19 protein-coding genes are annotated in these 18,125 nt (G+C 59.8%); 4 read left to right on the forward strand and 15 right to left on the reverse strand.

Features of this window, described 5'->3' with window-relative positions:
* Window positions 1–118: 118 nt before the first annotated feature.
* The 5 genes from CPH89_RS04460 to xerD all read right to left on the reverse strand — a co-directional run bounded on the left by CPH89_RS04460 (window position 119) and on the right by xerD (window position 5,520).
* Complete coding sequence (locus CPH89_RS04460) at window positions 119–403, reverse strand: DUF3509 domain-containing protein (protein WP_053257830.1); 285 nt, start codon at window positions 401–403, stop codon at window positions 119–121.
* A 408-nt stretch (window positions 404–811) separates the two neighbouring features.
* Entirely contained in the window at window positions 812–2,221 is a 1,410-nt protein-coding gene (gene thrC / locus CPH89_RS04465) for a threonine synthase (RefSeq protein WP_053257831.1), read from the reverse strand.
* Between the two features lie 67 nt (window positions 2,222–2,288).
* Window positions 2,289–3,593 (reverse strand): homoserine dehydrogenase, encoded by a 1,305-nt coding sequence (locus CPH89_RS04470; RefSeq protein WP_053257832.1) that lies wholly within the window; start codon window positions 3,591–3,593, stop codon window positions 2,289–2,291.
* Window positions 3,594–3,722: 129 nt separating this feature from the next.
* Window positions 3,723–4,454, reverse strand: a complete 732-nt coding sequence (locus tag CPH89_RS04475; protein WP_053257833.1) for a thioredoxin fold domain-containing protein — start codon at window positions 4,452–4,454, stop codon at window positions 3,723–3,725.
* A gap of 169 nt (window positions 4,455–4,623) precedes the next feature.
* On the reverse strand, window positions 4,624–5,520 hold the full coding sequence (gene xerD / locus CPH89_RS04480) for a site-specific tyrosine recombinase XerD (protein WP_053257834.1): 897 nt from the start codon (window positions 5,518–5,520) through the stop codon (window positions 4,624–4,626).
* Between the two features lie 107 nt (window positions 5,521–5,627).
* Between xerD and CPH89_RS04485 the strand changes: the two genes are divergently transcribed.
* Window positions 5,628–7,436: a cation:proton antiporter gene (locus tag CPH89_RS04485; protein WP_053257835.1), complete on the forward strand. Its 1,809-nt coding sequence runs from the start codon at window positions 5,628–5,630 to the stop codon at window positions 7,434–7,436.
* Between the two features lies 1 nt (window position 7,437).
* Here CPH89_RS04485 and CPH89_RS04490 read toward each other — a convergent pair whose 3' ends face one another.
* The 6 genes from CPH89_RS04490 to ffh all read right to left on the reverse strand — a co-directional run bounded on the left by CPH89_RS04490 (window position 7,438) and on the right by ffh (window position 11,505).
* Window positions 7,438–7,851, reverse strand: a complete 414-nt coding sequence (locus CPH89_RS04490) for an acyl-CoA thioesterase (RefSeq protein ID WP_016977715.1) — start codon at window positions 7,849–7,851, stop codon at window positions 7,438–7,440.
* Window positions 7,852–7,933: 82 nt separating this feature from the next.
* The gene (gene rplS, locus CPH89_RS04495; protein WP_003175895.1) at window positions 7,934–8,284 is read right to left on the reverse strand and encodes a 50S ribosomal protein L19; all 351 of its coding nucleotides are present in this window, start codon (window positions 8,282–8,284) and stop codon (window positions 7,934–7,936) included.
* Window positions 8,285–8,329: 45 nt separating this feature from the next.
* Complete coding sequence (trmD, locus tag CPH89_RS04500) at window positions 8,330–9,103, reverse strand: tRNA (guanosine(37)-N1)-methyltransferase TrmD (RefSeq protein ID WP_169875616.1); 774 nt, start codon at window positions 9,101–9,103, stop codon at window positions 8,330–8,332.
* On the reverse strand, window positions 9,085–9,621 hold the full coding sequence (rimM, locus tag CPH89_RS04505; protein WP_003175898.1) for a ribosome maturation factor RimM: 537 nt from the start codon (window positions 9,619–9,621) through the stop codon (window positions 9,085–9,087). Before rimM ends, trmD begins: the two co-directional genes overlap by 19 nt.
* Before the next feature lie 5 nt (window positions 9,622–9,626).
* Window positions 9,627–9,878 carry a 30S ribosomal protein S16 gene (rpsP, locus tag CPH89_RS04510; RefSeq protein ID WP_003175899.1) on the reverse strand — a complete coding sequence of 84 codons (252 nt, stop codon included), beginning with the start codon at window positions 9,876–9,878 and terminating at the stop codon, window positions 9,627–9,629.
* A gap of 250 nt (window positions 9,879–10,128) precedes the next feature.
* Window positions 10,129–11,505, reverse strand: a complete 1,377-nt coding sequence (gene ffh, locus CPH89_RS04515; protein WP_010207982.1) for a signal recognition particle protein — start codon at window positions 11,503–11,505, stop codon at window positions 10,129–10,131.
* A gap of 233 nt (window positions 11,506–11,738) precedes the next feature.
* Between ffh and CPH89_RS04520 the strand changes: the two genes are divergently transcribed.
* The 3 genes from CPH89_RS04520 to CPH89_RS04530 all read left to right on the forward strand — a co-directional run bounded on the left by CPH89_RS04520 (window position 11,739) and on the right by CPH89_RS04530 (window position 15,379).
* Complete coding sequence (locus CPH89_RS04520; protein WP_053257836.1) at window positions 11,739–12,551, forward strand: cytochrome C assembly family protein; 813 nt, start codon at window positions 11,739–11,741, stop codon at window positions 12,549–12,551.
* A 12-nt stretch (window positions 12,552–12,563) separates the two neighbouring features.
* Window positions 12,564–13,802 (forward strand): transporter associated domain-containing protein, encoded by a 1,239-nt coding sequence (locus CPH89_RS04525; RefSeq protein ID WP_053257837.1) that lies wholly within the window; start codon window positions 12,564–12,566, stop codon window positions 13,800–13,802.
* Between the two features lie 266 nt (window positions 13,803–14,068).
* Window positions 14,069–15,379, forward strand: a complete 1,311-nt coding sequence (locus CPH89_RS04530) for an MFS transporter (RefSeq protein ID WP_053257838.1) — start codon at window positions 14,069–14,071, stop codon at window positions 15,377–15,379.
* A gap of 120 nt (window positions 15,380–15,499) precedes the next feature.
* On the opposite strand, the gene purT is transcribed toward CPH89_RS04530, so the two are convergent.
* From purT to CPH89_RS04550, 4 genes are all read right to left on the reverse strand, one after another.
* On the reverse strand, window positions 15,500–16,681 hold the full coding sequence (gene purT / locus CPH89_RS04535; RefSeq protein ID WP_014719785.1) for a formate-dependent phosphoribosylglycinamide formyltransferase: 1,182 nt from the start codon (window positions 16,679–16,681) through the stop codon (window positions 15,500–15,502).
* Window positions 16,682–16,750: 69 nt separating this feature from the next.
* The gene (locus CPH89_RS04540) at window positions 16,751–17,218 is read right to left on the reverse strand and encodes a preQ0 transporter (protein WP_053257839.1); all 468 of its coding nucleotides are present in this window, start codon (window positions 17,216–17,218) and stop codon (window positions 16,751–16,753) included.
* Between the two features lie 164 nt (window positions 17,219–17,382).
* Window positions 17,383–17,598, reverse strand: a complete 216-nt coding sequence (locus CPH89_RS04545; protein ID WP_053257840.1) for a DUF1289 domain-containing protein — start codon at window positions 17,596–17,598, stop codon at window positions 17,383–17,385.
* Entirely contained in the window at window positions 17,595–18,119 is a 525-nt protein-coding gene (locus CPH89_RS04550; RefSeq protein ID WP_053257841.1) for a gamma carbonic anhydrase family protein, read from the reverse strand. Before CPH89_RS04550 ends, CPH89_RS04545 begins: the two co-directional genes overlap by 4 nt.
* Window positions 18,120–18,125 lie beyond the last annotated feature (6 nt).

Consider the following 18,125-nt stretch of genomic DNA (forward strand, 5'->3'; position numbering starts at 1 on the left):
AACGTGGCCTACAAAGACCAGTACAGCAAGCCACAAACACCGGAGCACAATGTTTGCTCTTGCTGTTATGAAATCTGACCGGGCATGCCGTAGGAAGTTTCCATCATTAAACAATTCTTCATGCGAGGGCGCCGCCACGGGTTTGGGCTGCATTGCGCAATGCTGCAATAACCGAGGGTTCCAACCGCCCTTCAGCGATTTTCAGATCGCGTAGTAAACAATCCACCACATCCACCAGTGCACGCTTATCAGTCAATTGCGCCCGATCAACTTCACGCTCGACGACAATAGCGCCAGCAGGGTTCTTCACGGTCACCAGACACTCGCCCTGAAGGCCCGAGGTGGTCAATGTAACCTGATAAGGGCTCAGTGCTTCTTCGAGCAATAGGCTGATACTTTCCATCTCGATCACCACTCAATCATTCGAATAAGGTTCGAAAAACAAAAATGTCATTAAGGTGCTGACATTCAAGTGACCCGTGCTCAAAGCAGAAAGTTCGACCTTTTGTGTCGACTCCTGCACGAGTCAAGCGAGCATGCACGGCAAAGATGACAGAGAGAAAACACCCACCCACAGGCTGGCCCCTCTGGAATATCCTCGGAGCCTGCCTTGCAGGCCCGGTTTGAACAGCCACGGCGCGCCGTGCTGGTCGTGCGCCAACCAGGCTCAGGTCATCGGCACTGGTGCCTGGGTAGCGCAGCGATTGAATGCCCTTGAATGTGTCGGTTGAGCGCCCGCGCACGTGGGCTCGCCAGAATGAAAAAGCCCGTCACAAAGACGGGCTTGACCTACCGCGCAGCACCCTGTGGATCAGAGCGGCTTACCGCGGTTGCCGTGCTGGCTGACAAACGCCTGCATGGCTTTCAGATCGTTCGGCAACACCGTGCAGCGCTCTTCACGCTCGAACAGGTCAGCCAGATGCTCTGGCAACTCCAGCGCTTTGCCAACACCGGCCTTCTCCACCGCTTCCGGGAATTTGACCGGGTGAGCAGTGCCCAGAATCACCATTGGGATGTCCAGGCTGCGACGGCATTCGCGTGCGGCCTTCACACCGATGGCGGTGTGTGGGTCGAGCAGTTCGCCGGTCTGGGCGTAGACCTCAGCGATGGTTTCACAGGTCTGTGCATCGTCCACGGCCAGGGAGTCGAACAGCTTGCGGGTTTCGGTCCAGCGTTCTTGCTCGACGCTGAAACCGCCACCTTGCTTGAAGCTGTTCATCAGCTCGGCAAGGGCTGCGCCATTGCGACCGTGCATGTCGAACAGCAGGCGTTCGAAGTTCGACGACACCATGATGTCCATGGACGGCGACAGTGTCGCGTGCAGGGTTTCCTTGACGTACTGGTTGCCGCTCATGAAGCGGTGCAGGATGTCGTTGCGGTTGGTGGCGACGATCAACTGGTTGATCGGCAGGCCCATGTTGCGCGCCAGGTAACCGGCAAAGATGTCGCCGAAGTTGCCGGTCGGCACCGAGAACGACACCGAGCGCGCCGGGCCGCCCAACTGCAGGGACGCGTGGAAGTAGTAAACGATCTGGGCCATGATCCGTGCCCAGTTGATCGAGTTCACCGCCACCAGGCGCGTACCTTTGAGGAAGCTCTGGTCAGCGAAGCTGTTCTTGACCATTTCCTGGCAGTCATCGAAGTTGCCTTCGATGGCGATGTTGTGGATGTTTTCACCGAAAATGGTCGTCATCTGGCGACGCTGCACTTCCGACACGCGCTTGTGCGGGTGCAGGATGAAGATGTCGACGTTTTCGCAGTGCTTGCAACCTTCGATGGCGGCCGAACCGGTATCACCGGACGTAGCACCGATGATCACCACACGCTCGCCACGTTTTTCCAGCACGTAATCGAGCAGGCGACCCAGCAATTGCAGGGCGAAGTCCTTGAACGCCAGGGTCGGACCGTGGAACAGCTCCAGCACCCATTCGTTGCCGTTCAGCTGACGCAGAGGCGCAATGGCGCTGTGGGAAAACACGCCGTACGTCTCTTCCAGAATCTTTTTGAAATCCGCATCCGGAATGCTGCCGGTGACGAACGGGCGCATCACCCGGAACGCCAGCTCGTGGTACGGCAGGCCCGCCCAGGAGGCGATTTCTTCCTGAGTAAAACGTGGCAGGTTTTCCGGCACGTACAGGCCGCCGTCAGTGGCAAGGCCTGCCAGCAAAACGTCTTCGAAATTCAGGGCCGGTGCCTGGCCGCGGGTGCTGATATAACGCATGACTGGCTCCTCTAAAACATTCTCGAACAGAGGCCGCCGAACACACGGGGCCCCTGGATCAAATCGGTTAGTTCAAGTGTTCGACGCGAATCCGCACCACCGGGCCCACCACGCCTTGCAGGGCTTCGAGGGCGGCGATGGCATCGTTCATGCGTTGTTCGAGCACGCGGTGGGTCAACAGGATCATCGGCACCTGGCCGTTTTGCTCCTCGACTTCCTTCTGCATGATCGACTCGATATTGATGCCGCGCTCCGACAGGATGCTGGCAACCTGGGCCAACACGCCTGGATGATCCTGAGCCTGGATGCGCAGGTAGTAGGCGCTCTCGCAGGCTTCAATCGGCAGGATCGGGTGGGCCGACAGCGAGTCCGGCTGGAAGGCCAGGTGCGGCACACGGTTTTCCGGGTCGCTGGTCATGGCGCGAACCACGTCCACCAGGTCGGCGATCACCGACGAAGCGGTTGGCTCCATACCGGCCCCGGCGCCGTAGAACAGCGTGGAGCCGGCAGCATCACCGTTGACCATCACGGCGTTCATCACGCCGTTGACGTTGGCGATCAGGCGGTCGGCCGGGATCAACGTCGGGTGCACACGCAACTCGATACCGGCCGGAGTGCTACGCGCCACACCGAGATGCTTGATGCGGTAGCCGAGGGCTTCGGCGTAGTTCACGTCGGCAGTGGTCAGCTGGGTGATGCCTTCGGTGTAGGCCTTGTCGAACTGCAGCGGAATACCAAAGGCGATGGAGGCCAGGATGGTCAGCTTGTGCGCCGCGTCGATGCCTTCCACGTCAAACGTCGGGTCGGCTTCGGCGTAACCCAGCGCCTGGGCTTCGGCCAACACGTCTTCGAAGGTACGGCCCTTCTCGCGCATTTCGGTGAGGATGAAGTTGCCGGTGCCGTTGATGATGCCGGCCACCCAGTTGATACGGTTGGCGGACAGGCCTTCACGGATCGCCTTGATCACCGGGATGCCACCGGCCACAGCCGCTTCGAACGCAACAATCACGCCCTTTTCGCGCGCCTTGGCGAAGATCTCGTTACCGTGCACGGCGATCAGCGCCTTGTTGGCGGTGACCACGTGCTTGCCGTTCTCGATGGCCTTGAGCACCAGCTCGCGGGCTACGGTGTAACCGCCAACCAGCTCGATGACGATATCGATTTCAGGGTTGGTGGCCACAGCGAAGACATCGTTGGTAATCGCAATACCGGTCGTTTGGAACTGAGGCTTTGGCGTACGCGTGGCAATTTGCGCCACTTCAATTCCACGCCCTGCACGGCGGGAAATTTCTTCAGCATTACGCTGAAGTACGTTCAAGGTGCCGCCACCGACGGTCCCTAACCCACAGATGCCTACTTTGACCGGTTTCACTGAAGAACTCCCCATGAAACGGCCGACTCAAGGTCGGCCGTGGTAAACAGCCGCACAACTGCGGCTCTCAATTAATGCCCCGTCGACTGTTCGACGGGGCATGATCGTCAAAGGCTCGACGATGACTGCTTACTTCGCACCCAGTGCCAGTTTGGCAACTTGTGGCGCAGGCTGGTAGCCCGGAATGACCTGGCCATCAGCCAAAACGATGGCCGGTGTACCGTTCACACCAATCGACTGGCCCAGGGCGAACTGCTTGGAAACCGGGTTGGCGCATTTGGCTGATTTGATTTCCTTGCCATCGACCATTTTGTCCATGGCCGCTTTCTTATCGGCCGAGCACCATACGGCTTGCAGCTGTTCGTCACCCGGCGAGCCCAGGCCCTGGCGCGGGAACGCGACGTAGCGCACTTCGATCCCCATTTTGTTCAGCGCAGGCACTTCGGCGTGCAGCTTGTGGCAGTACGGGCAGGTGGTATCGGTGAACACCGTGATATGAGTCTTGGTCTCGCCGATGGCTGGGTAAACCACGGTTTCAGCCACTGGAATACCGTTGATCAACTTGGACACGCCCAGGCGTTCGGCTTTCTCGGTCAGGTTGACCGGCTTGCCGTCTTTCAACTGGAACAGGTAGCCCTGGACGATGTACTGGCCATCGGCACTGGCGTACAGCACACGGCTGCCTTTGAGCTTGACCTCATACAGCCCGGCCATCGGGCTGGCACTGATGCTTTCAATCGGCGTGTCGAGTTGCAGGTTGGCCAAGCTCTTGCGAATAGTCTGCTCGGCAGCGTCATCGGCGACAACAAAGGTGGAAACCAACGCAATGGCTGCGGCGGCAATAATCTGGGTCAAGCGCATGGGAACTCCTGAAGGCAGATGCAGGGACGGGCGCATGAACACCGATCTGAAAACACGGGGCTGTCAATACGAGCCTGGGCGCCGTCCCCTTTGCGAACCGGCAAAGCCTACCACAGTTGGGCCGGGGGGCAGACTGCGGCAGGTAAATTGGGCCTTTTCCGACGTAATTTTATCCGCGAGGGTGATGCTTGGCGTGCATCTCCTGCAGACGTGCGCGCGCGACGTGGGTGTAAATCTGGGTGGTGGATAAATCACTGTGCCCCAGCAGCATTTGCACCACGCGCAAATCCGCACCGTGGTTGAGCAAATGGGTGGCAAACGCATGGCGCAACGTATGTGGCGAAAGTGTCTTGCCGATTCCGGCCACTTTGGCCTGGTGCTTGATACGGTGCCAGAAGGTCTGGCGGGTCATCTGCTCACCGCGCAGGCTGGGAAACAGCACGTCGCTGGGCCGCCCGCCGAGCAATTCGCCACGGGCATCACGCATATAGCGCTCAACCCACACAATCGCCTCCTCGCCCATCGGCACCAGTCGCTCCTTGCTGCCTTTGCCCATGACGCGCAGCACGCCCTGACGCAAATTGACTTGCTCCAGGGTCAGGCTGATCAGCTCAGTCACCCGCAGGCCACAGGCGTAGAGCACTTCGAGCATGGCGCGGTCACGCTGGCCGATGGCTTCACTCAGGTCGGGCGCAGCAAGCAAGGCATCGACGTCAGCTTCCGACAGGGATTTGGGCAATGGCCTGCCGAGTTGCGGCATATCGATTTGCAGGGTCGGGTCGACCGCAATCAGCTTTTCCCGCAGCAGGTGGCGATAAAAGCCACGCACGCCCGATAGAAATCGCGCAGTGGAACGGGGTTTGTAGTTCTGCTCCAACCGCCAGGCCAGGTGATCGAGGATCAACTCACGTCCAGCATTGATCAGCTCGAGGTTTTTCTCCTGCAGCCAGCCGTTGAACAGGGCCAAATCACTGCGATAAGCCTGGCGGGTGTTGTCCGACAGGCCTTTTTCCAGCCACAGGGCGTCGAGGAAACGGTCGATCAGGGGATGGTCAATGGCGGGCATGGGCACTCAAGCAGCGCAGCACAGGGCTTTGCGCAAATTATTTAGTGAACTGTGACAACGGCCACTAGTCTTTCATAGCCCGCTATTTCAAGGAACAGGGAGCTTCAATGAGCGAACAACAGATTCTGCTGGCGTTTGGTGGCATTGGCGTGGCCGCGCTGGCCTGCCAATGGCTCGCATGGCGCCTGAAACTTCCCGCCATTCTTTTTCTGTTGGTCAGCGGAATCCTGGCAGGGCCGGTGCTGGGCTGGCTGAACCCTCAGGAAATGTTCGGTCCGTTGCTGATGCCATTGGTATCCCTGGCCGTGGCACTGATCCTGTTTGAAGGCAGCCTCACGCTGCACCTGTCGGAATGGAAGGAGATCGGCAGCGTCGTGCATCGCCTTGTCACGGTCGGCGCCCTGTCGACATGGGCCGTCATTACCCTGGCTACCCACTGGCTGCTGGGTTTTGACTGGATGCTCGCCCTGCTTTTCGGCACCTTGACTCTGGTGACCGGGCCTACCGTGATTGTGCCCATGTTACGTGTCGTGCGGCCAAAAGCCTCGATCGCCAATATCTTACGCTGGGAAGGCATTGTCATTGACCCGATTGGTGCGCTGCTCGCCGTGGTGGTCTACAGCTTTATCATCGCTCGCGCGTCAGGCGACGGTTTGAGTCACAGCCTGCTGACCTTTGGCGGCGTGATCCTGTGCGGCAGCCTGTTCGGAGCCGCCGGTGGTTGGGTGTTGGGGCAAATCATGCGCCGGCAATGGCTGCCGGAATACCTGCATAACCTGGCTACGCTGGCTGGTGTTCTGGGAATCTTCATCGCCTCCAACGAGGTGATGCATGAGTCCGGCCTGCTGGCCGTGACGCTGATGGGCATGTGGATGGCCAATATGAAGGGCGTTGACGTACGTCACATCCTGCACTTCAAGGAAAATCTCAGCGTCCTGCTGATTTCCGGGTTATTCATTCTGCTGGCCGCGCGCCTGGACCTGAACGCCCTGATTGCCTTGGGGCCGTTCGTACTGATCCTGTTACTGATCATTCAGTTTATTGCGCGACCTTTGAACGTCGCCCTTTCGACCTTCGGGTCCGGCCTGAACTGGCGTGAACGTGCCCTGCTGTCTTGGATTGCACCACGCGGGATCGTGGCGGCAGCCGTGTCGGCGATTTTCGCCATTCGCCTGGATGAGGCCGGTCATGAAGGCGCACTGTTACTGGTGCCGCTGACATTCGCCGTGATTATCGGCACCGTCGTCCTGCAAAGCGCCACTGCCCGCCCGTTGGCACGCCTGCTGAAAGTCGCCGAGCCTGCGCCCAGCGGCTTCCTGATCGTCGGCGCGAACGGCCCGGCGCGGATCCTGGGCAAAGCCTTGCAACAACTGGGCAGCCGTGTGCTGCTGACCGACTCCAGCTGGGAAAACATCCGCGCCAGCCGAATGGAAGGGCTACCCACCTACTTCGGCAACCCGGCATCACAACATGCCGAATCGCATCTGGATCTGGTCGGCCTCGGGCATTTGCTGGCGCTCTCACCTTCAGGCGAACTGAACACCCTGGCCGCCATGCGTTTTCGCCACGATTTTGGGCATCGTCTGTTCGCCCTGGCCAGCAGCCAGGAAAGCCGTCGCACCGATAAACACCGGGCCAGCCACGAGCACCGTGGCCATTTGCTGGGCAGCCAACCCCTGAGTTACACCAAACTTGCCAGCCTGCTGGGCCAAGGCGCAGAGCTGTATAGCACCAACCTGACCGAAGGCTTCAGCTGGGAACAGTACCAGGCGCTCCATGGCGACCGCGCGACGCTGCTGTTTGCCCGCGATACCGGCGGCTGGGTACACGTGGTGACCCCGGACAGCAGCTTGAAGCCCGTGGCTGGCTGGACCTTGCTGGCCATGATTCAACCAGAAAACAACACAGCCGAATAAGTCAGTCGGCAAAACCCGGTAAGACCGGCACAGGGCGTTTGTCAGCATCAATTGCCACGAAACTGAACACGCCCTGGATCGCCTTTTCGCGGCCATCGGCACTCATGCTCTCGACGAACACTTCGACTTCGACCTTGAGGCTGGTGTTACCCACTTTGATTACGCGACCGATCAGTTCAACGATGGAGCCGGCTGGAATCGCATGATTGAAATCGATTCGATCAGTGGAAACCGTCACCAGCGGCAAGCGGCAAAAACGCGTGGCGGTGATGAACGACACTTCATCCATCCACGCCAGCGCTGTGCCGCCGAACAGGGTGTTGTGGTGGTTGGTGGTCGGCGGGAACACGGCCTTGGTCACGTGGGTCACGGACAGGTCGGTGCGACGCTGGATTTCTTCGAGGCGGGTGGTCATGGGGAAATACCGGCAAATTGACAAATTTCAGGCACAAAAAAGCAGCCCGTAGGCTGCTTTTTTCTGCATCGGGAAGCTGGACTTAAGCCAGTTTTTCCTTGATGCGAGCTGCTTTACCGGACAGGTCACGCAGGTAGTACAGCTTGGCTTTACGTACGTCACCGCGACGCTTAACGGCCATGCTGTCGATTTGCGGGCTGTAGGTCTGGAAAGTACGCTCTACGCCAACACCGTTGGAGATTTTACGAACAGTGAAAGCACTGTTCACACCACGGTTACGCTTGGCGATTACCACGCCTTCGAACGCTTGCAGACGCGAACGGTCGCCTTCCTTCACTTTCACCTGAACGACAATGGTGTCGCCCGGGGCAAAGGTAGGGATCTCTTTGGTCATCTGCTCTGCTTCGAGTGCAAGGATGATTTTGTTAGTCATGCTGTGCTCCTAAGGTAAGTCGTCGGACCTACCATCGATACGTTGTTAACTATCGTCCCGCGCGAGGATGTATTCCTCGAGCAGCTTCTTCTCTTCTCCAGAAAGCGAGCGGCTTTCCAGAAGATCGGCGCGTCGTTCATAGGTCCGACCAAGGGACTGCTGTAAACGCCAACGCCGGATGTGTGCGTGATTGCCACTTAGCAATACGTCGGGAACACGCTGATCCGCATACACCTCCGGTCGGGTGTAGTGCGGGCAATCCAGCAAACCATCCGTGAAGGAATCTTCCTCCGCGGAGTCCGCATGCCCTAAAGCTCCAGGCAGCAGTCGTGTAACCGCATCTATCAGGACCATCGCCGGCAGCTCGCCGCCAGACAGGACATAGTCCCCAATCGACCACTCTTCATCGACATGAGCGTCAATAAACCGCTCGTCAATGCCTTCATAGCGACCGGCAATCAGGATTAATGCTTCCTCATTCGCCAGTTCGCGAACCCCAGCCTGTTTCAGCTGACGGCCTTGAGGAGACAGGTAAATCACCTTCGCCCTCTCCCCGGCAGCGGCCTTGGCCTGAGCCAACGCGTCTTCCAGGGGCTTGATCTTCATCACCATGCCCGGGCCACCGCCAAATGGGCGATCGTCCACAGTGTGATGTCGATCCGTCGTGTAGTCTCGCGGGTTCCAACAGGTAAGCTGCAAGAGCCCCTGTTTCACCGCCCGACTGGTGATGCCGTACTCGCTGATGGCGGAAAACATCTCGGGAAACAAACTGATCACTTCAATGCGCAAATTAGCCACGCTTAGAAGTCCGCGTCCCATTCCACCTTCATCTCGCCCGCTGCCAGGTCGACGGCCAACACACATTGCTCGGTATACGGCAACAGGCGTTCGCGATCATCCAGGCTGCCAGCGCAAGGCTTGACCACCATTACATCATTGGCGCCGGTTTCCAGAAGATGATCGATTTTCCCGAGCAATTGCCCCAGTTGATCAATAACCTTCAGACCTTCCAGCTGGTACCAGTAGTACTCGCCGTCGGTCAATTCAGGGAACAGGTTACGCGGCACGCAGATCTCATAACCGGCCAGAAGACGAGCTTCTTCACGATCATCAAGACCCTTGAGCTTTGCGACCAGGAACTTATCGCTCCCGCGTCCACTGACCAGCTCGACCTGTTTCACACTCCCTTCGCGCTTGAGCGTCCAGGTTTTGTACTGCAACAGGTTTTCAGTCGGATCAGTAAAGGAATACACCTTCACTTCGCCGCGAACGCCATGAACAGAGTAAATCTTGCCGATAACGATCAAATCATCAGCAACAGCTGGCGTCGCGTTCATATTGCTCAGGCTGCGGCCTTAGCCGAGTCCTTCAACAGTTTTGCAACGCGCTCGGATGGCTGTGCGCCAACGCTCAGCCAGTAGGCTACGCGCTCTTGGTTCACGGACAGACGAACTTCTTGACCACGAGCAACAGGGTTGAAGAAACCAACCTGTTCCTTGTGCGAACCGTCACGCGGGTTGCGGCTGTCGGTTACGGTCAAGTGGTAAAACGGGCGCTTTTTGGAGCCGCCAAGGGCAAGACGGATTGTTAGCATGTGAACATCGTTCCTGTAGTCGGTGCTGCAAATCTAAATGCACAGCGGGCATAGGTGCCCGAAAGGCCGCATATTCTAAGGAATATCCGGACTTTTGCAAATGTCTTTTTCTGGCGCCTATCAGCGTGCCACTCAGATCTGCTATAGAGCCGTCGGTTAAAACGGCGAGTCAGCTCCCGCTAACCGCGGGTTTGCTGGAGATCCCACATCCCTGTGGGTCGGAGCGCAAGCATGCTTGCGCTCGAATACTTTACATTTTGGGCATGCCACCGCCGGGCAACATACCGCCCATGCCGCGCATCATCTTGGCCATTCCGCCTTTGGCGGAGAATTTCTTCATCATCTTCTGCATCTGCTTGTGCTGCTTGATCAAGCGACCGATGTCCTGCACCTGGGTGCCGGAACCCATGGCGATCCGACGTTTGCGCGAACCACTGATCAGTTCAGGGTCGCGGCGCTCGGCCGGGGTCATGGAGTTGATGATGGCTTCCATCTGCTTGAATTGCTTCTCTGCCGCGCCCTGGGCATTGCCCATTTGCGCCAGGTTCACACCGCCGATGTTCGGCAGCTTGTCCATCAGGCCGCCGAGGCCGCCCATGTTTTTCATCTGTTGCAGCTGATCGCGGAAGTCTTCGAGGTCGAAGCCCTTGCCCTTCTTCAGCTTTTTGGCCAGCTTGTCGGCCTTGTCTTTGTCGAGGGTGGCTTCGGCCTGTTCGATCAGGCTGAGCACGTCACCCATGCCGAGGATACGCGAGGCGATCCGCTCTGGGTGGAACGGCTCGAGCGCGTCGCTCTTCTCGCCCATACCGATGAACTTGATCGGCTTACCGGTGATGGCACGTACCGACAGCGCGGCACCGCCACGGGCGTCACCGTCGACCTTGGTCAGGATCACGCCGGTCAGCGGCAATGCGTCGCCGAAGGCCTTGGCGGTGTTGGCCGCATCCTGGCCGGTCATGGCGTCGACCACGAACAGCGTTTCGACCGGGTTGATCGCGGCATGCAGCGCCTTGATCTCGCCCATCATCTCTTCGTCGATGTGCAGGCGACCGGCGGTATCGACGATAACCACGTCGATGAATTTGAGCTTGGCTTCTTTAATAGCCGCGTTGGCAATGTCGACCGGCTTCTGGCTCAGGTCGGACGGGAAGAAGGTCACCCCCACTTCACCGGCAAGCATTTCGAGCTGCTTGATGGCCGCCGGACGGTACACGTCGGCCGACACCACCATCACCGACTTCTTCTTGCGCTCTTTAAGGAAGCGCGCCAGCTTGCCGGCGGTGGTAGTTTTACCCGCACCTTGCAGACCGGCCATCAGCACAACGGCTGGCGGTACGGCGCTGAGGTTCAAATCTTCGTTGGCCGCGCCCATCAGGCTTTCGAGTTCGGCCTGGACGATCTTCACAAAAGCCTGGCCCGGCGTCAGGCTGCGGGACACTTCGGTGCCCACGGCGCGCTCTTTGACCGAGTTGACGAAGTCCTTGACCACAGGCAAGGCCACGTCGGCTTCCAGCAACGCCATGCGTACTTCACGCAGGGTGTCTTTAATATTGTCCTCGGTCAGCTTGGCCTTGCCGGTGACATGGCGCAGCGTCTGCGAGAGACGGTCAGTCAAGTTTTCAAACATGCGCGATCCTTTCAGGCCCTATTCATCGAAATGCAGTGGTGACCGAGGTAATGGCGGCCCAGGCTGTGGTAAATCGCTATTAAAAACAGCGCTCAGCGAGCCTGCGGCGTGGGCAGGTCGCGGATTATAGCGAAGACTGCGCCTGTGCACACCCGCTGTCTGGCCCGGGAGTCTTTCGTGCAGCGCAGGTGTGTGCCAAACTCAGCGCCTTTCGGGCTTGTCTATCAGGATTTATGGTCCCCTTGTCACCCAGTTTGCTACCCAGCCTCGCCGCCGCCCTTTTGTATGCCGCTGCGACTCTCTATCAGGGCACTCGTCTGGCCCAGGGCACAAAAGCGGACAAACGCCTGCTGGTGGGCGTTGGCGTCATCGCCCTGCTGGCCCATGCCGCGAGCCTGTTCACGCATCTGATGACGCCGGTCGGCCTGGGCCTGGACTTTTTCAGCGCTGCCAGCCTGATCGCCGCCGCCGTCATCGCGCTGACGTTGATGGCCTGCTATCGAATCCCCGTCGAGAACCTGCTGGTACTGCTATTCCCCCTCGGCATACTGACGGTGCTGCTGGCGCAATTTGCCCCGACCGGCACCGTGCAGGTCATTGACGAGGAACCGGGCATCCTCGCCCACATTCTGTTGTCGATTCTCGCCTACGGCATGTTCACCATCGCCGTGTTCCAGGCGTTGCTCGTGCTGCTGCAGGACCACCAGCTCAAAAACAAGCACCCGTCCGGGCTGATCAAGAACTTCCCGCCACTGCAAACCATGGAAAGCCTGCTGTTCGGTTTCCTGTGGGCCGGCTGGACACTGCTGTCGCTGTCGCTGATTTCCGGCTGGCTGTTCGTCGAAAACCTGTTCGCCCAGCACCTGGTGCACAAAACCTTGCTGGCGTGCCTGGCCTGGGTCGTGTTCAGCGTCTTGCTGTGGGGTCGCAACCGTCTCGGCTGGCGTGGGCACAAAGCGATCCGCTGGACCCTGGCTGGTTTCTGCCTGCTGATGCTGGCCTATTTCGGCAGCAAGCTGGTTCGCGAATACATCCTGCATATCTGACGGGCAGCGATCATGGACAACTTGCCCCTTGGGCCGATGCTCGCGGTAATCACCTTGCTGGTGTTATGGGCGGCGCTGTTTACCGCCATCGAAGCCGCACAACAACACCTGCTGGCACTGCGCCCTGGTACACGCCAGGGTGACAAGGCGGCCGCCCGCCTGAACTTCCCGCGTAACAGCCTGATCCTGTGCAACAGCTTGTGTCGCGCTGCGGTGGTTATCCTCTGCACCTTGCTGGCGATCTATGCCTGGGCGCAGAACGGCCCGTGGCTCGGCTGGCTGATCTCTTGTGCGATTCTGCTGGTGCTCGCCGACTACCTGCCCCGCGCCCTCGCAGTTCGCCATCCCCAGGCCGTACTGGGCTTTGGCAACACATTGCTGGGCGTGCCGCTGAAATTGCTTTATCCGCTGGCGTGGCTGCTCAATGGCATCAGCCTGCTGCTGCTGCGCCCCTTCGCACGCAAAACCGGCGTGGTGAAAAAAAGCGACGAGCCGCTGCCCGACCACGATGATGAACCGGAGCCCGAGGCCGATCAAAGCCGCAGCCACGGCATGCCCGGCATTCACGCCCTGGACAACATCACGGTCAACGACATCCTGGTACCGCGCAGCGAAGTGGACGGCATCAACCTGGACGATCCGGTTGAAGAGATCATCGAGCAATTGCGCACCTCCCAGCGCACGCGCCTGCCGGTCTTCCACAGTGACATCAACCAAGTCGAAGCGGTGCTCAACACCCGGCAGATCCAACACCTGCTGCCTGATGCCAGCCTGACCAAAGATGCCTTGCTCGCCGCGTGCCACGAACCCTACTTCGTCCCGGAAAGCACCCCGCTGCAACTGCAGTTGCTGAACTTCCACAAGCAGCAACGACGCCTGGGCATGGTGGTGGACGAATACGGCGAAGTGCTGGGTATTGTCACCCTGGAAGACATTCTTGAAGAAATCGTCGGCGAATTCGAAAGCGATCAGGCGGTGGATAACCCGCATGTCGACGCGCAACCCGATGGCCGTTTCATCATCGACGGCGCTGCCTCGATCCGCGAACTGAACAAGAGCCTGGGCTGGCACCTGCCCAGCGACGGCCCCAAGACCCTCAACGGCCTGGTCACCGAAGCGCTGGAGACCATTCCAGATTGCGCGGTGTGCCTGAAAATCGGCCGCTATCGCCTGGAAATCCTCGAAACCGAGGACAACCGCGTCAGCAAGGTGCTGATCTGGCACACCAGCCGGGTGCCGGTCGCCGTATAAGCGCTTGGCACCGTTGATTTGCAGCGTTTGATAGATCGTGATCGAGCCCCTTGTTGTCTGTTCAAACCCCTTCCTATAATCGGGCGGCTTACCCAAGCCCCGCCCGACCGCGTGCTACCCGCACTCAGCGCGTCCAGGCACCGCTTTACCGTGTCTGACCGGTGTTTGCTCCCATCCCGAGCCGCCCCGCCTACACCCCTGATCCTTGGGTGTTCGACCAATAATAATCCGCGTCCAAACGCGCAATGACCGTCAGGGATACTGCCATGAGCACCACCTACAACGAGGCGGCAACCGCCGCCCCGCTCAACTCGACCGCACGGGTCGCGACCGCGAGCATCGTCGGCACCGCCATCGAGTTCTACGATTTCTATATCTACGCCACTGCGGCCGCGCTGGTGATCGGCCCGGTGTTCTTCCCGCAGACGTCCGGCACCGCGCAGATGCTGGCGTCGTTCCTGACCTTCGGCATCGCCTTCATCGCCCGTCCATTGGGCTCCGCGCTGTTCGGCCATTTCGGTGACCGTATCGGGCGCAAGTCAACCCTGGTCGCCTCGTTGCTGCTGATGGGGGTGTGCACCACACTGATCGGCTTGCTGCCGGGCTACGACAGCATCGGCGCCTGGGCCCCGATTCTGTTATGTGTGCTGCGTTTCGGCCAGGGCCTCGGGCTTGGCGGGGAATGGGGTGGCGCGGCATTGCTGGCGACCGAGAACGCCCCAAAGGGCAAGCGCGCCTGGTTCGGCATGTTCCCGCAACTCGGCCCGTCGATAGGTTTTCTGGCCGCCAACGGCTTGTTCCTGATCCTGGCCATGAGCCTGAACGACGAGCAATTCCGCAGCTGGGGCTGGCGCATTCCGTTCATCCTCAGCGCAGCGTTGGTGATGGTCGGCCTGTATGCGCGGTTGAAACTGCATGAAACTCCAGTGTTCGCCAACGCCGTGGCCAAGGAAGCACCGGTAAAAGTGCCGTTGGTGGAACTGTTCAGCCAGCATTGGTTGCCGGTACTGCTGGGCGCGGCGTCGATGGTGGTGTGTTATGCACTGTTCTACATCACCACTGCGTTTTCCCTGAGCTACGGCGTTTCCACCCTGGGCTACAGCCGCGAAACGTTCCTGGGCTTGCTGTGCTTCGCCGTGCTGTTCATGGGCCTGGCCACGCCCTTGGCAGCCTTGGCCAGTGACCGCTACGGGCGCAAGCCGGTGCTGATTGTCGGTGCCGTGCTGGCGATTCTGTCGGGCTTCACCATGGAACCACTGCTGACCCACGGTTCGACCTGGGCGGTGGCGTTGTTCCTGGCGCTGGAGCTGTTCCTGATGGGCGTGACCTTCGCGCCGATGGGCGCCTTGCTGCCGGAACTGTTCCCGACGCGCGTGCGTTATACCGGCGCTTCGGCGGCGTATAACCTGGGGGGAATTGTCGGTGCGTCGGCGGCACCATTTTTCGCGACCAAGCTGGTGGCGATGGGCGGGCTGAGTTATGTCGGCGGGTATGTGTCGGCGGCAGCGTTGCTCAGCTTGATTGCTGTGCTGTGCCTGAAAGAGACGCGGGATAACGACTTGAACAAGGTCGCCTGAAGCCGATCGTTCCCACGCTCCGCGTGGGAATGCCTCTTGTGACGCTCCGCGTCCCGCTTGGGGACGCAGAGCGTCCCGGGCTGCATTCCCACGCAGAGCGTGGGAACGATCGGGTTGGGTTTACAGCTCTACAACAACAGCCTTCGAAGCACGGGTCGCTTTAGCTCGGGCAGCCTCAATCGACTCATCCCGCGCCAACGCCACACCCATGCGGCGCTGGCCGTTTACTTCCGGCTTGCCAAACAGACGCAACGCCGTGTCCGGTTCGCTCAAGGCAGCGCCGAGGTTGGCGAACGCTGTCTGAGTCGACTGCCCTTCCACCAGAATCACCGCCGACGCCGAAGGCCCGAACTGACGGATCAACGGAATCGGCAAGCCCAGGATGGCGCGCGCGTGCAGCGCAAACTGCGAAAGGTCCTGAGAAATCAGGGTCACCAGGCCGGTGTCATGCGGGCGCGGCGACACTTCGCTGAACCACACCTGATCGCCCTTGATGAACAATTCCACGCCGAACAGGCCACGACCGCCCAGCGCCTCGGTGACCGCTTTGGCGACGCGCTCGGATTCCGCCAGGGCAATCGGGCTCATGGCTTGCGGCTGCCAGGATTCCTGGTAGTCGCCCTTCTCCTGACGGTGGCCGACCGGCGCGCAGAAAGTGGTGCCGCCGATGTGGCGCACGGTCAGCAGGGTGATTTCGTAGTCGAAGTCGATGAAGCCTTCGATGATCACCCGACCTTTACCCGCCCGCCCGCCTTCCTGGGCGTAATCCCAGGCTTTCTGCACATCGTCTGTGCTGCGCAGCAGGCTCTGGCCCTTGCCCGACGAACTCATCACCGGCTTGACCACGCACGGGAAGCCCAGGTCTTGCACGGCCTTACTATAGTCTTCGAAGGTGTCGGCGAAGTGGTACGGCGAAGTCGGCAGGTCCAGCTCTTCAGCAGCCAGGCGACGGATGCCCTCACGGTTCATGGTCAGCGAGGTGGCACGCGCAGTCGGGATCACGGTGAAGCCTTCGGCTTCCAGCTCCACCAGGGTGGCGGTGGCGATGGCTTCGATTTCCGGCACGATGAAGTGCGGTTTTTCCGCTTCGATCACGGCACGCAGGGCGGCGCCGTCGAGCATGTTGATCACGTGGCTACGGTGCGCAACCTGCATGGCCGGCGCGTTGGCGTAGCGATCCACGGCAATCACTTCAACGCCCAGGCGTTGCAGTTCGATTACCACTTCCTTGCCCAGCTCACCGCAGCCACACAGCAAAACGCGGGTCGCGGTTGGCGACAATGGAGTTCCGATTCGGGTCATCTCAGGTCCTCAGGGGAGCGGATCATGGGGAGAAAGGCCGGCATTTTACATGAACTGCAAAAATTGGCCTCAGTTGGCGACGGCCCGTTTGCGCAGACGCCACGCCATGATCAGCCACACCACCGTGACCCCGGCGAATTTCGACACCAACGCCGTGCCGGCCACCGCTGGCGTCAGCGCGCCGATCAGGCCAAAGAAGATAAAGGTATCAATGGGAATGCTCAGCGCCGAACTTATCCACAGGCGATCATGCAGCGGGCGCTTGGTGATGCTGAACACCAGCCAGTCAATGCACTCGGACACCGCAAACGCCGTGGCGCTGGCCAGGGCGATGGACGGGTCGGAGGTGATATACGACAGCACCAGCGCCGCCAGCATGGCGATGATCGCACCGTGGCCGAAGCGGGTTTGCACCATGTCGCGCAGGATAAACACCAGGCCACCCCAGGCGGACCAGATGACGTCCAGGTGCGGGGCGGTGGAGAAAGCGAAGTTAATCAGCACGACACTGCTGATGTAGGCGATCAGGAAGAACATAGCGCGGGAGACCTGTGGGCAGGGGCCACAGGGTACTTCACATTTTGAAATATGTCGTCTGGAAGGGCCTCTTCGCGAGCAAGCCCGCTCCCACACTTTGACCGTATTCCTACAGGATAAACACGATCAAATGTGGGAGCGGCCTTGCTCGCGAAAGCGGTCTATCAGGCACCCGATTTGCCGGGCATCATCCACACCAACCCACTCGCCTTCGCCCGCTCATGGCACAACCCCAGCACCACCCGGCGCTCTGCGTTGTCCATACGGCTCCAGCGCGTAATCTCATCCACGGTGCGCTGGCAGCCGGTGCAAATATCGTCATCGTCTAACGCGCAGATGCTCACGCACGGCGAGGCGACAGGTCGTTCCAGCGGGTTCATTCTGCTTGCTCAGCCAAATCACGCGCATACCGCTGCGCGTTATGCACATAGTGCGCGGCGCTGGCTTCGAGCATGCGCTTCTGCGCCTCGGTCAGCTCGCGCACCACCTTGCCCGGCGAGCCCATCACCAACGAGCCATCGGGGATTTCCTTGCCTTCACCGATCAACGAATTGGCGCCGATGATGCAATGTTTGCCGATTTTGGCGCCGTTGAGGATGACCGCGTTAATGCCGATCAAGCTGTAGTCGTCGACGGTGCAGCCGTGCAACATGGCGTTATGACCGATGGTCACGCCAGTGCCCAGGGTCAGCGGATAGCCCATGTCGGTGTGCATCACGCTGCCATCCTGCACGTTGCTGTTCTTGCCGATCAGGATCAGTTCATTGTCGCCACGCAACACCGCGTTGAACCAGACGTTGGCGCCCTCCTCCAGCTTGACCTTGCCAACCAGCGTGGCATTCGGTGCCACCCAGCTTTGTGGATGCGTCTCGACGCGGGCGTCGCCCAGGCGGTATTTCATGGTTTG

The sequence above is a fragment of the Pseudomonas fluorescens genome (assembly GCF_900215245.1).
Taxonomy (GTDB): Bacteria; Pseudomonadota; Gammaproteobacteria; order Pseudomonadales; family Pseudomonadaceae; genus Aquipseudomonas; species Aquipseudomonas fluorescens.

What these genes read in the sequence shown, in the direction of transcription:
- CPH89_RS04460 (WP_053257830.1), bottom strand. Translation starts at nt 403, where the DNA reads ATGGAAAGTATCAGCCTATTGCTCGAAGAAGCACTGAGCCCTTATCAG.
- thrC (WP_053257831.1), bottom strand. Translation starts at nt 2,221, where the DNA reads ATGCGTTATATCAGCACCCGCGGCCAGGCACCGGCCCTGAATTTCGAA.
- CPH89_RS04475 (WP_053257833.1), bottom strand. Translation starts at nt 4,454, where the DNA reads ATGCGCTTGACCCAGATTATTGCCGCCGCAGCCATTGCGTTGGTTTCC.
- xerD (WP_053257834.1), bottom strand. Translation starts at nt 5,520, where the DNA reads ATGCCCGCCATTGACCATCCCCTGATCGACCGTTTCCTCGACGCCCTG.
- CPH89_RS04485 (WP_053257835.1), top strand. Translation starts at nt 5,628, where the DNA reads ATGAGCGAACAACAGATTCTGCTGGCGTTTGGTGGCATTGGCGTGGCC.
- CPH89_RS04490 (WP_016977715.1), bottom strand. Translation starts at nt 7,851, where the DNA reads ATGACCACCCGCCTCGAAGAAATCCAGCGTCGCACCGACCTGTCCGTG.
- rplS (WP_003175895.1), bottom strand. Translation starts at nt 8,284, where the DNA reads ATGACTAACAAAATCATCCTTGCACTCGAAGCAGAGCAGATGACCAAA.
- trmD (WP_169875616.1), bottom strand. Translation starts at nt 9,103, where the DNA reads ATGGGACGCGGACTTCTAAGCGTGGCTAATTTGCGCATTGAAGTGATC.
- rimM (WP_003175898.1), bottom strand. Translation starts at nt 9,621, where the DNA reads ATGAACGCGACGCCAGCTGTTGCTGATGATTTGATCGTTATCGGCAAG.
- rpsP (WP_003175899.1), bottom strand. Translation starts at nt 9,878, where the DNA reads ATGCTAACAATCCGTCTTGCCCTTGGCGGCTCCAAAAAGCGCCCGTTT.
- ffh (WP_010207982.1), bottom strand. Translation starts at nt 11,505, where the DNA reads ATGTTTGAAAACTTGACTGACCGTCTCTCGCAGACGCTGCGCCATGTC.
- CPH89_RS04520 (WP_053257836.1), top strand. Translation starts at nt 11,739, where the DNA reads ATGGTCCCCTTGTCACCCAGTTTGCTACCCAGCCTCGCCGCCGCCCTT.
- CPH89_RS04525 (WP_053257837.1), top strand. Translation starts at nt 12,564, where the DNA reads ATGGACAACTTGCCCCTTGGGCCGATGCTCGCGGTAATCACCTTGCTG.
- CPH89_RS04530 (WP_053257838.1), top strand. Translation starts at nt 14,069, where the DNA reads ATGAGCACCACCTACAACGAGGCGGCAACCGCCGCCCCGCTCAACTCG.
- purT (WP_014719785.1), bottom strand. Translation starts at nt 16,681, where the DNA reads ATGACCCGAATCGGAACTCCATTGTCGCCAACCGCGACCCGCGTTTTG.
- CPH89_RS04540 (WP_053257839.1), bottom strand. Translation starts at nt 17,218, where the DNA reads ATGTTCTTCCTGATCGCCTACATCAGCAGTGTCGTGCTGATTAACTTC.
- CPH89_RS04545 (WP_053257840.1), bottom strand. Translation starts at nt 17,598, where the DNA reads ATGAACCCGCTGGAACGACCTGTCGCCTCGCCGTGCGTGAGCATCTGC.
- CPH89_RS04550 (WP_053257841.1), bottom strand. Translation starts at nt 18,119, where the DNA reads ATGAAATACCGCCTGGGCGACGCCCGCGTCGAGACGCATCCACAAAGC.